Below are 11,768 nucleotides of genomic sequence, written 5' to 3'. Positions count from 1 at the left end.
CTTAGATGGCACTAACTCTGATTTAACTAGTGTATTGGTAGCTCATGAATATTATTTAAAACATCAAGGAGGTTTACCTGAAGATTCTCCTTATCGCTATGAAACAGCTCTGGAGATGCGTCATCGTTTTTTAAGAACTTTGGAAAAATATAAAAATTATAAAACTATTATCATTGTAACTCACGGAATACTCATGCGTCAGTTTGTGCCAAATGAGAAGATTGATTTTTGCCAAGTGATTGAGTGTGAGTTAGAGATATAGAAAGAGGTTTATCATCGCAAAAAAAAAGCGACATTTGTATGTCAAAATTGTGGGTATAATTCCCCTAAATATCTGGGGCGTTGCTCCAACTGTGGATCTTGGTCTTCTTTTGTAGAAGAGGTTGAGGTTGCCGAGGTCAAGAATGCGCGTGTGTCCTTGACAGGTGAGAAAAGACAGAAAGAAGAAATTTGTGACCGACTTGCTGCTTGTATCTTCTCGTATCTTTGAGAAGCGTCGGGCTTCTTGCTTTACTAATCCAGATTTAAAAGATTTTTTAGAGGAAAACGGTGCTAAAAGCATAGAGTTTATAGGGGTAGATGGCAATGGCTGTGTTAAGGCTTCCGTTTTGGCAGTTACCAAGGAGAATTATCAGGTTTCTGTCGATTTGTCTGCTGTCGGAGTTGGCAACCAGAAGAAATTCTCTAAAACACTGAAGCAGTGGCAAGATTGCGGAATCAAGATTGGATAGTTTTATGGGGGTCTTAATATGAAAATTATTTTTATCCGTCACGGAGAGCCAAATTACCGTGAGTTAGAGGAGCGTTCCTATACTGGATTCGGGATAGATTTGGCACCCTTGTCTGAGAAGGGACGGCAGCAAGCTCAGGAACTGAGCACCAATCCTTTACTCCCTTCAGCTGAAATAATCATATCTTCTGCAGTCACAAGAGCTTTAGAAACGGCTTCTTATGTGGTTTGTGCTACGGGACTTCCTTTAAGAGTGGAGCCTTTATTACATGAATGGCAGGTTTATGAAAGTGGCACAGATAATTTTGAAAAAGCTCGTACTATGTTTCTAGAAAATAAGGGGGAATTACTTCCTAATAGTCCTATTCAATATGAGACAGCTACGGAAATGAAGTCTCGTTTTCTAGAATGTATGTCTAAGTATCGAGAACACCAGACTGTGGTAGTTGTTGCTCATCGAATGCTCATGCGCCAGTTTGTACCAAATGAGAAGATTGATTTTTGCCAAGTGATTGAGTGTGAGTTAGAGATATAGAAAGAGGTTTATCATCGCAAAAAAAAAGCGACATTTGTATGTCAAAATTGTGGGTATAATTCCCCTAAATATCTGGGGCGTTGCTCCAACTGTGGATCTTGGTCTTCTTTTGTAGAAGAGGTTGAGGTTGCCGAGGTCAAGAATGCGCGTGTGTCCTTGACAGGTGAGAAAACCAAGCCCATGAAACTGGCTGAGGTGACTTCTATCAATGTTAATCGAACCAAGACGGAGATGGAGGAATTCAACCGTGTACTTGGAGGCGGAGTGGTACCAGGAAGTCTCGTCCTCATCGGTGGGGATCCTGGAATCGGGAAATCAACCCTTCTCCTACAAGTCTCAACCCAGTTGTCCCAAGTGGGGACTGTTCTCTATGTCAGTGGGGAGGAGTCTGCCCAGCAAATCAAGCTACGAGCAGAGCGCTTGGGTGATATTGATAGTGAGTTTTACCTCTATGCAGAAACCAATATGCAGAGCGTTCGAGCTGAGGTGGAGCGCATCCAACCAGACTTCCTCATTATTGACTCAATTCAAACCATTATGTCTCCTGAGATTTCAGGGGTGCAGGGATCTGTTTCTCAAGTGCGTGAGGTGACGGCTGAGCTTATGCAACTGGCCAAGACCAATAACATCGCCATCTTTATCGTAGGTCATGTGACCAAGGAAGGAACCTTGGCTGGTCCTCGTATGCTAGAGCATATGGTGGATACGGTGCTTTACTTTGAAGGGGAGCGCCACCATACCTTTCGTATTTTAAGAGCGGTCAAAAACCGTTTTGGTTCTACCAATGAGATTGGGATTTTTGAGATGCAGTCGGGCGGCTTGGTTGAGGTACTCAATCCGAGTCAAGTTTTCCTAGAAGAGCGTTTGGATGGAGCGACTGGTTCGTCAATTGTTGTGACCATGGAAGGGACGCGTCCGATTTTGGCGGAGGTTCAGGCTTTGGTAACGCCGACCATGTTTGGAAATGCCAAGCGTACTACGACAGGACTTGACTTCAATCGTGCTAGCTTGATTATGGCTGTTTTGGAGAAACGGGCAGGATTGCTTCTCCAAAATCAGGATGCTTACCTCAAATCTGCTGGCGGTGTTAAATTGGATGAACCTGCGATTGACTTGGCAGTTGCAGTTGCCATTGCTTCGAGTTACAAGGACAAGCCAACCAATCCTCAGGAATGTTTTGTAGGAGAACTGGGCTTGACGGGAGAAATTCGGCGCGTGAATCGAATCGAGCAACGCATCAATGAAGCTGCTAAACTGGGTTTTACTAAGATTTATGTACCTAAGAATTCCTTGACAGGAATCACTCCACCCAAGGAAATTCAGGTCATTGGGGTGACAACGATTCAGGAGGTTTTGAAAAAGGTTTTTGCTTAATCTGTGACAAATCCTCTTAAAAATGATAAGATAGGAGAAATATTTGACTATCAAATTTTCAAGGAGGGAATCGTGTCGTATTTTGAACAGTTTATGCAAGCCAATCAGGCTTATGTTGCCCTACATGGGCAGTTAAATCTGCCACTTAAACCTAAAACCAGAGTAGCCATTGTGACCTGTATGGATTCACGTTTGCACGTTGCGCAAGCTCTGGGCTTGGCACTTGGTGATGCTCATATCTTGCGGAATGCAGGTGGTCGAGTGACTGAGGACATGATTCGTTCGCTGGTGATTTCCCAGCAACAAATGGGGACAAGAGAGATTGTGGTATTGCACCATACAGACTGTGGTGCTCAGACTTTTGAAAATGGACCTTTTCAGGAGTATTTAAAAGAGGAACTAGGTGTCGATGTGTCAGACCAGGACTTCTTGCCCTTCCAAGATATAGAGGAGAGTGTACGCGAGGACATGCAACTTCTTATCGAGTCTCCCCTAATACCAGACGATGTCATTATCTCTGGTGCTATTTACGATGTGGATACAGGAAGGATGACAGTCGTAGAATTATAAATACTTCATTTAGAAAGAAAGTGTATGAAGAAAAACAGTATTTTATTTATTTTTATCTTATTGCTATGTATTGGTTTACAGTATGAAACCATCTATTATACGGATGGTTCGATATCAGGTGCGGAATATGGCCTAATGGGAGTTTCTATCTTTCTAGCTCTCTTTTACATGATTCCAGCTCTTTATTTCCTTTTCCGTATTGGGAAAAAATGGGAATTGCCAAAGAACGCCTTGATCTTATCTTTATTGGGTGGGATGTTCCTTTCAGGCTGGTTATCTAGCTTTGCTAATACCTATATCCATGATTTACTGGGTGTGCTTTTCCCAGATAGTGCATTTTTAAATGCCTTTGAAAGTGCTATTGTGGCTCCTTTGGTAGAAGAACCCTTGAAATTGTTGCCACTTGTCTTTGTTTTAGCTTTGATTCCTATACGAAAATTAAAATCTTTGTTTTTACTAGGCATTGCTTCTGGTTTGGGATTCCAAATGATTGAGGATATTGGCTATATTCGTACAGATTTACCAGAGGGCTTTGATTTTACCATTTCAAGGATTTTGGAGCGTATCATCTCAGGACTTGCCTCTCACTGGACTTTTTCAGGTTTGGCTGTAGTAGGTGTTTACTTGCTTTACAGAGCCTATAAAGGACAAAAGGTTGGCAAGAAACAGGGGGTTATTTTCCTAGGTTTAGCCTTGGGAACTCACTTCCTGTTTAATTCTCCTTTTGTAGAATTAGAGACAGAGTTGCCTTTAGCGATTCCAGTGGTTACGGCTATTACTCTCTATGGTTTTTATCAGGCTTATCGCTTTGTTGAGAAGCACGATGAGATAATGAACTAGAATATTTTTCAAAAGAATGATGCAGGGGTACAAATATGGTGCCCTTCTTTTATTTTTGATTGAAAAATAGTGCAAAAAGCGCTACAATGGTAGATGGAAAATCTTGTGAAAAGCACAAGCGATACATATATACCGGAGGAAATCATGTCTTTTTCTGATTTAAAGCTGTTTGCCCTTTCTTCTAATCAAGAATTGGCAAAACGTGTGGCGCAGGAGATTGGGATAGAGTTGGGGAAATCAAGTGTCCGCCAATTTTCAGATGGAGAGATTCAGGTCAACATCGAAGAATCAATCCGTGGGAAACACGTCTTTATCCTACAATCAACTAGTTCGCCTGTAAATGACAATCTGCTTGAAATTTTGATTATGGTAGATGCTTTGAAGCGTGCGAGTGCAGAATCTGTCAATGTTGTCATGCCTTACTATGGGTATGCACGTCAGGATAGAAAGGCGAGAGCGCGTGAGCCAATCACTTCAAAACTTGTCGCAAATATGCTTGAAGTAGCTGGAGTGGATCGTTTATTGACAATCGACTTGCATGCTGCGCAGATTCAAGGATTCTTTGATATTCCTGTGGATCACTTGATGGGTGCTCCTCTGATTGCGGATTATTTTGAGCGTCGTGGTATGGTTGGTTCTGACTATGTGGTTGTCAGCCCAGACCATGGAGGTGTGACTCGTGCTCGTAAGTTGGCAGAATTTTTGAAAACATCTATTGCTATCATTGACAAACGTCGTAGCGTTGATAAGATGAATACTAGTGAAGTTATGAACATCATCGGTAAGGTCGAAGGCAAGACTTGTATCTTGATTGATGATATGATTGATACTGCTGGAACGATTTGTCATGCGGCAGATGCCCTTGCAGAAGCTGGTGCTGTTGAAGTCTATGCGAGCTGTACGCACCCAGTTCTTTCTGGTCCTGCTATGGACAATATCCAAAAATCAGCTATTAAGAAATTGGTTGTTTTAGATACCATCTATCTGCCAGAAGAGCGTTTGATTGATAAGATTGAGCAGATTTCAATCGCTCATCTCCTAGGGGATGCTATCGTACGTATCCATGAAAAACGCCCACTTTCTCCACTTTTCAGTATTGAGAAAAAGATTTAATGACCAAGCCTGAGATGATTCTCAGGTTTTTTTCATCTCTTTTCCGAATAATATAGATAGAAGCATCAAATCTAGTAAATCTAGATTTAAAAATGTGCTATAATGAAAGGAGAGAAAGTATGACATTACGTCATCCAGGCATCAGCCCAACCAATGATTTGATAGCTAAAAAATCTTTAGCAATCCAGAAATCACTTGTCAATTTATCCGCGATATGCTGGACTTACCAGCCAAAAATGTAACTATTTTGGAGGGAAGCAATATTCACGTCTTGCCTTCCCTACCTTATTCAGCGCAGGATTTCTATACCAGTATAGATGTTTTAGCGGAGTTAGATAATGGAACGCAAGTTATCATTGAGATTCAGGTGCATCATCAGAATTTTTTCATCAATCGCTTGTGGGCTTATTTGTGCAGTCAGGTCAATCAAAACCTAGAAAAAATACGTCAGCAAGAGAGTAATACTCACCAGAGTTATAAACATATTGCACCAGTATATGCTATCGCTATCGTAGACAGTAATTATTTTCAAGATGACTTAGCCTTTCACAGTTTTAGTATGCGAGAGGTACGACAGGTGAGGTTTTAACTATCACAAATAATGGTCAAGAAAACCATCTAGTTAAGATGGCGTTCTTGGAATTAAAAAAATACAGAGAAACCAGCAAAGACGAGGTTCGTAAACCGTGGTTGGAGTTTTTTGGGAACAAGCCCTTTACTCAACACCCCGAGCGGGCCATCAGCCAAGCAGATCAACTGCTGGACTATAAGAGCTGGTCCGAGGAGGACAGGAAAATGTTTAGTCAACTACGTATGCGTGAAGAACAAGCCTTGTTAGCACAGGACTATGCCTTGGAAACAGCTAGGGCTGAGGGTATTGAAGAGGGATTAAAAGTAGGTTTAGTAAATCTAGTACGTCAAGGTCTTCTAACACCTGAGGTTGCAAGTCAGCAATTAGGTATGACCGTCGCTGAATTTGAGTCACTATTGAAAGATCATCATAAATAAGACCTAAAAATACAGAGAAACCAGCAAGGACAAGGTTCGCAAACCGTGGTTGGAGTTTTTTGGGAATAAACCCTTTACCCAAGAACCCGAGCGAGCTATCAGTCAGGCAGACCAACTGCTGGACTACAGGAGCTGTCTCGAGGAGGACAGGAAAATATTTAGTCAACTACGTATGCGCGAAGAACAAGCCTTGTTAGTACAGGACTATGCCTTAGAACAAGCTGAAGAAAAAGGCTTGGAACGTGGTCTTGAACGTGGTCGTGCAGAGGGTCTTGAACGAGGAAAAGTTGAAGGAAGTCTGTCTATGCTACTAAATCTCGTTCGCCAACATCTTTTAACCGCTGAGGTTGCCAGCCAGCAATTGGGCATGTCAGTAGCTGAGTTCGAGTCCTTGCTATGAGGTCACACTTTAATAATATAGTAGAAAGTTAATGAAATGGCGAGTTATTTTCAAAATACTTGCCATTTTTGCTTGACATTTGATAGAGGTTGTAGGATAATACCATAGAAGTGGGTTCTATCTAACTATCTATGTGGATTAGATATGAGAGATTTGACTCAGGGTTTAAGAAACTTGTGAGATACGGTATTTGACGGGTATTTCATCTCACAAAGGCGTTTTTTTACCTTTTTTGAAAAAATAGGTAGAAAGTTTAAAAAATTGAAGAAAACCCTTGACAAATCCTGCAAATATTTATATACTGTATGGTAGTAAGATAGTCTTACGAAAAAATATTTTAAAGAAAAACAAAGGAGATAAAACGATGAAAAAAGTTTTATTGACAAGCGCAGTCGCACTCGCAGCATTTGGTGCTGTACAAGCTGTTTCAGCTGATGATTCATATGCAAGCTTAATTAAGGATGCTCTTGGAGTTAAGGTCAGTGATGAAGTTAAAGTTGATGATGCAGTAGCTAAGGTTAAAGCTCTTCAACCTGTTGTAAATGCATTGCGTGCAGCTAATTCAGCTCTACAAGCTTCAACAAAAGCTCAAAAGGCAGCAGAGGAAAAACTTACAGAAGCTCAACAAGCTTATTCTGATGCCGTTAAAGCTCTTCGTGATGCTGAACTAAAAAGAGGTGATGCAGAAGGACAAAAAGCAATTTTTACAGAATTACAAGCAAAAGTAGATGCTAAGACAGCTAAAGATTCAGCAGAATTGGCAACTAAAAAAGCTGAATTAGGTGAAAAAGAAGAAGGTAAACGTTCAGGAGCATATTTAGTATTAGATAATGCTAAGGTAGCCTTGGAAAAAGCTCAGAACGCAGTTAATGCTCAATATGATAAAAAACCACTTGGTGGTGATGTAGAAGCTACAGAGAAATACGAAGCTGACAAATTAAAAGTTGAGTCAGCATTGGCAAAAGCTCAACAAGCTTATTCTGATGCTAATGAAAAAGTTTCTACTTTGGAAAAAGAAGTTAAAGAGCTAGAAGCCACTGTAAAAGCAGAAAAACAAGACTCTGAAAAACTTACAAAAGCTATTGAGGCTTTGACTAAAGCAATTACTGACGGTACAGGTCTATTGGAAGAAGGTCAAACTTTTGCTAAGCTAGTAGAAGTTAAGAGTGCTAAATACACAGCAGTTGGAGAAGCTACTACTAAGTTGTTCGATGCAGATACTGCGCTAAGAACTGCGAAAGCTAATTATAAAGAAGCAGAAGAAAAAGCTAAAGCTGAATATAAAAAACAAAATGTAGCATTCGTATTGGAAGATGTTATTAAAGCAGACACACCAACTCCAGCAGCTGTAGTTAAATTCGGTTGGAATAAAGATACTAAAGGTAACTGGACTTATGTAGTAGACTCAAAAGGTACAAAAGCAACAGGTTGGGTTAATGATCAAGGAACTTGGTACTACCTAAATGCTGAAGGTATTATGCAAACTGGTTGGGTTAAAGATAACGGTACTTGGTACTACTTGAAATCATCAGGTGCAATGGCAACTGGTTGGGTTAAAGATAACGGTACTTGGTACTACTTGAAATCATCAGGTGCAATGGCAACTGGTTGGTATCAAGTTGGTGGTAACTGGTACTACTCATACGCATCAGGAGCTCTTGCAGTTAGCACTACTACACCAGATGGTTACACAGTAAACGAAAATGGTGAATGGGTATAATACCAATCAATAAACAAAGACGGCTCTTTGTCAACTGTAGTGGGTTGATGAAAAGCTAAGATCGAGAAAGGACACATTTCGTCCTTTCTTTTTTGATATTTAGAGCGATGAAAATCCGTTTTTTGAAGTTTTCAAAGTTCCGAAATCCAAAGGCATTGCGCTTGATAAGTTTGATGAGATTATTGGTTGCTTCTAATTTGGCGTTAGAATAGTGTAGTTGAAGGGCGTTGACAATCTTTTCTTTATCCTTCAGGAAGGTTTTAAAGACAGTCTGAAAAAGAGGATGAACCTGCTTTAGATTGTCCTTAATGAGTCCGAAAAATTTGTCTGCCTCCTTGTTCTGAAAGTGAAAAAGCAAGAGTTGATAGAGATGGTAGTGGTGTTTCAAGTCCTCTGAATAGCTCAAAAGCTTGTCTAAAATCTCTTTATTTGTCAAGTGCATGCGAAAAGTAGGGCGATAAAATCGCTTATCACTGAGTTTCCGACTATCTTGTTGGATAAGTTTCCAGTAACGCTTGATAGCCTTGTATTCATGGGATTTTCGCTCAAACTGATTCATAATTTGGACACGGATACGACTCATAGCACGGCTCAAGTGTTGGACTATGTGAAAAGCCAGCGTCTTTGGGAGCTGGCTGGTAATTTTGGCTTATAGCACTAGTACAAACCATCCGTTAGACGGCTGGTTGTGATTTAGAAGCTAGTTTTTGTCTGGCCTCTTTTATACAACTTTTTACCAATTATTTTTTAATCTAAATTATTAAAGTTGTCTAATTCTATACGTAATTTTGATTCAATATTCTCTAAATTTTTCAAAATATCACTATTATTTTCTTTAATCGTACTTGCAAGTTTTGAAACAAGATACAGTTCATCCTCTATTTTTCCTTTAAGGATTTTAGTTTGATTTTTCGTTTTCATATCTAATTCTTTTTTTATTAGAGAAATTGAAATACTCATAAATACTGAAAGAATAATTAAACAAATCAATGTTAATATGATAAGCTTTATCCAAAAAGGCAAATTCTTAATCCAAACATAATCACTAAGTGGAGTAAAAAAATTTAAATTACTTTGTTCTAGTATAATTACAGCAGTATACTCAGAAATATATATGATATTAAATAGTAATTTTGTAACCGCTCCTATTTTAGTTAGTTCCTTCTTTTTCTCATTTTCAGTTTCAGCCTCTACAAATTTAAAAATATTATCAATTACATAGTTTATACCAACCCCTACCCCAATTGTATAAAATGTTTTAATTGAGTCTGATAAATTTGTAACACTTCCCGTACTAATAAGCAGTGTAGGAAAAACAATAAAAAATATAGCCAAAAAATAAATAAATAATCCAAATGGTTCATTTTTATAAGCATTTCTTAAAGTTTTTATTCCTATAATCGTACAAATTATAAAGTACACCAAAAAATATAAACTATAAAATAAAGTAAAGCAAAATTTTTCTGAATTATATATTGTAAGAATAAGAAGAATGAAGAAAATCAAAGTTGCAACTAAAAAAATTTTTTCATATGAAAAAATTCTTTTATATTTTTTATTTTTCATAACATAAACCTTTCATTAATGAATGTTTAATTTGAATCGTATATAGAAATTAATTAAATGTCCATATACGATTTAAACTGCATTTCAAATTAAGACACTTCTACTTTAATCCATTACCTATTATATTTAATTTACTACTAAAAAGAGTATTGCTTTTTAGTATATAATCATAATTATAGTATATATAATGTAGCACTTTATTGTTCCCGAATAAGTCTATTATCTTCTCTCAGTATTTTATTAATGTCCGTAGTTTTCCGGAACCATTTTTACCAACAATAACTGATAGGTCTTTTATATTATTAGTGTATGGACCATATTTTTAGTTCCAAGAACGCCATCTTGACCAGATGGTTTTCTTGACCGTTAGTACTTGTCTTGCAACAACGCCTCAAATTCAGCGACAGTCATGCCTAATTGCTCACTCGCAAATTCAGAGGTTAAAACATGTTGGCGTACTAAATCTAGAAAGGTAAAGATTTGTCCTTCAACTTTTCCATGTTTCAGTCCCTGTTCAATGCCCTCTGCGCGACCACGTTCAAGATCACGTTCTAAGCCCTTTTCCTCCGCTTGTTCCAAAGCATAGTCCTGTGCTAACAAGGATTGTTCTTCGCGCATACGTAGTTGACTAAACATTTTCCTGTCCTCCTCGGACCAGCTTTTGTAGTCTAGCAGTTGGTCTGCCTGACTGATGACTCGCTCGGGTTCTTGGGTAAAGGGTTTATTCCCGAAAAACTCCAACCACGGCTTGCGAACCTCATCTTTGCTGGTTTCTCTGTATTTTTTTAATTCTTATTTATGATGGTCTTTCAATAATTCTTCAAACTCAGAGACAGTCATACCCAGCCGATGGCTGGCAAATTCAGAGCTTAAAACATGTTGGTGAACTAAATCAAGAAAGGTAAAAATTTGTCCTTCAATTTTCCCTCGCTCTAGTCCCTGTTCAATACCTTCTGCTCGCCCACGTTCTAAGCCTTTTTCCTCAGCTTGTTCTAAGGCATAGTCATGAGCCAATAATGCTTGTTCTTCACGCATACGTAGTTGACTAAACATTTTCCTGTCCTCCTCGGACCAGCTCTTATAGTCCAGCAGTTGATCTGCTTGGCTGATGGCCCGCTCGGGGTGTTGAGTAAAGGGCTTGTTCCCAAAAAACTCCAACCACGGTTTACGAACCTCGTCTTTGCTGGTTTCTCTGTATTTTTTTAATTCCAAGAATGCCATCTTGACTAGATGGTTTTCTTGTCCATTGTTTGTGATAGTTAAAACCTCACTTGTCGTGTCTTCGCGCATACTAAAGCTGTGAAAAGCCAAATCATCTTGAAAATAATTACTATCCACGATAGCAATAGCATAAACTGGTGCAATATGTTTATAACTCTGGTGTGTATCACCTTCTCGTTGGCAAATTTTTTCTAGGTTTTGATTGACCTGACTACATAGATAAGCCCACAGACGATTGATGAAAAAATTCTGATGATGCACCTGAATCTCAATGATAACTTGCGTTCCATTATCTAACTCCGCTAAAACATCTATACTGGTATAGAAATCCTGCGCCGAGTACGGCATGGAAGGCAAGACGTGAATGTTGCTTCCCTCCAAAATAGTCACATTTTTAGCTGGCAAGTCCAGCATATCGCGGATAAATTGGCAAGTGATTTCTGGATTACTAAAGATTTTCTTAGCAACCAAGTCATTGGTTGGGCTGATTCCCGGATGACGTACAGTCATATTTCTTCTCCTTTCATTATAGCACATTTTTAAATCTAGGTTTACTAGATTCTCTGGCTCTATCTATTTATTCGGAAAAAGTATGAAAAATGCTTGGTCTGGCTCTTCTCAATGGTATTTTTTTGGGCTTTCCTTTATAATGGGTGTATGGATAAGAAAAAATTATTATTGATTGATGGGT

General features: G+C 38.9%; 7 protein-coding genes and 8 pseudogenes. 11 read left to right on the top strand and 4 right to left on the bottom strand.

Going from position 1 to position 11,768, the window contains the following annotated elements:
• The 11 genes and pseudogenes from RWO85_RS08790 to RWO85_RS08740 form a co-directional block, all read left to right on the top strand.
• Positions 1-262 (top strand): annotated as a pseudogene (locus RWO85_RS08790) (histidine phosphatase family protein); the annotation flags it as partial.
• Between the two features lie 72 nt (positions 263-334).
• Positions 335-433 (top strand): annotated as a pseudogene (locus tag RWO85_RS10395) (hypothetical protein); the annotation flags it as partial.
• Positions 429-731 (top strand): annotated as a pseudogene (locus RWO85_RS08780) (isochorismatase family protein); the annotation flags it as partial. The pseudogenes RWO85_RS10395 and RWO85_RS08780, both read left to right, overlap by 5 nt.
• Positions 732-749: 18 nt before the next feature.
• Entirely contained in the window at positions 750-1,265 is a 516-nt protein-coding gene (locus RWO85_RS08775) for a histidine phosphatase family protein (RefSeq protein ID WP_314415369.1), read from the top strand.
• A gap of 18 nt (positions 1,266-1,283) precedes the next feature.
• Positions 1,284-2,639 (top strand): annotated as a pseudogene (gene radA, locus RWO85_RS08770) (DNA repair protein RadA); the annotation flags it as partial.
• A gap of 72 nt (positions 2,640-2,711) precedes the next feature.
• Complete coding sequence (locus tag RWO85_RS08765; RefSeq protein ID WP_314415367.1) at positions 2,712-3,209, top strand: carbonic anhydrase; 498 nt, start codon at positions 2,712-2,714, stop codon at positions 3,207-3,209.
• A gap of 24 nt (positions 3,210-3,233) precedes the next feature.
• Positions 3,234-4,049, top strand: coding sequence for a PrsW family glutamic-type intramembrane protease (locus tag RWO85_RS08760; RefSeq protein WP_314415366.1), 816 nt, complete (start codon positions 3,234-3,236; stop codon positions 4,047-4,049).
• 144 nt (positions 4,050-4,193) lie between these two features.
• Positions 4,194-5,162 carry a ribose-phosphate diphosphokinase gene (locus RWO85_RS08755; protein WP_033682853.1) on the top strand — a complete coding sequence of 323 codons (969 nt, stop codon included), beginning with the start codon at positions 4,194-4,196 and terminating at the stop codon, positions 5,160-5,162.
• A 119-nt stretch (positions 5,163-5,281) separates the two neighbouring features.
• Positions 5,282-6,170, top strand: a pseudogene (locus RWO85_RS08750) (Rpn family recombination-promoting nuclease/putative transposase).
• Positions 6,171-6,177: 7 nt separating this feature from the next.
• Positions 6,178-6,570 (top strand): annotated as a pseudogene (locus RWO85_RS08745) (hypothetical protein); the annotation flags it as partial.
• Positions 6,571-6,934: 364 nt separating this feature from the next.
• Positions 6,935-8,290 carry a hypothetical protein gene (locus tag RWO85_RS08740; protein WP_313969817.1) on the top strand — a complete coding sequence of 452 codons (1,356 nt, stop codon included), beginning with the start codon at positions 6,935-6,937 and terminating at the stop codon, positions 8,288-8,290.
• A gap of 55 nt (positions 8,291-8,345) precedes the next feature.
• Here RWO85_RS08740 and RWO85_RS08735 read toward each other — a convergent pair.
• The 4 genes and pseudogenes from RWO85_RS08735 to RWO85_RS08720 all read right to left on the bottom strand — a co-directional run.
• A pseudogene (locus RWO85_RS08735) lies at positions 8,346-8,903 on the bottom strand (transposase); the annotation flags it as partial.
• 134 nt (positions 8,904-9,037) lie between these two features.
• Positions 9,038-9,856 (bottom strand): hypothetical protein, encoded by an 819-nt coding sequence (locus tag RWO85_RS08730; RefSeq protein ID WP_314415362.1) that lies wholly within the window; start codon positions 9,854-9,856, stop codon positions 9,038-9,040.
• Positions 9,857-10,222: 366 nt separating this feature from the next.
• A pseudogene (locus RWO85_RS08725) lies at positions 10,223-10,648 on the bottom strand (hypothetical protein); the annotation flags it as partial.
• Positions 10,649-11,587: an Rpn family recombination-promoting nuclease/putative transposase gene (locus RWO85_RS08720; protein WP_314415360.1), complete on the bottom strand. Its 939-nt coding sequence runs from the start codon at positions 11,585-11,587 to the stop codon at positions 10,649-10,651. It abuts the pseudogene before it with no gap.
• Positions 11,588-11,768: the final 181 nt, after the last annotated feature.

Origin of the sequence: uncultured Streptococcus sp. (assembly GCF_963521865.1) — a bacterium.
Classification (GTDB): Bacteria; Bacillota; Bacilli; order Lactobacillales; family Streptococcaceae; genus Streptococcus.
Note: the sequence above shows the minus strand (reverse complement) of the source record. Positions and strands in the feature narration are given on the sequence as shown.

What these genes read in the sequence shown, in the direction of transcription:
- RWO85_RS08775 (WP_314415369.1), top strand. Translation starts at nt 750, where the DNA reads ATGAAAATTATTTTTATCCGTCACGGAGAGCCAAATTACCGTGAGTTA.
- RWO85_RS08760 (WP_314415366.1), top strand. Translation starts at nt 3,234, where the DNA reads ATGAAGAAAAACAGTATTTTATTTATTTTTATCTTATTGCTATGTATT.
- RWO85_RS08755 (WP_033682853.1), top strand. Translation starts at nt 4,194, where the DNA reads ATGTCTTTTTCTGATTTAAAGCTGTTTGCCCTTTCTTCTAATCAAGAA.
- RWO85_RS08740 (WP_313969817.1), top strand. Translation starts at nt 6,935, where the DNA reads ATGAAAAAAGTTTTATTGACAAGCGCAGTCGCACTCGCAGCATTTGGT.
- RWO85_RS08730 (WP_314415362.1), bottom strand. Translation starts at nt 9,856, where the DNA reads ATGAAAAATAAAAAATATAAAAGAATTTTTTCATATGAAAAAATTTTT.
- RWO85_RS08720 (WP_314415360.1), bottom strand. Translation starts at nt 11,587, where the DNA reads ATGACTGTACGTCATCCGGGAATCAGCCCAACCAATGACTTGGTTGCT.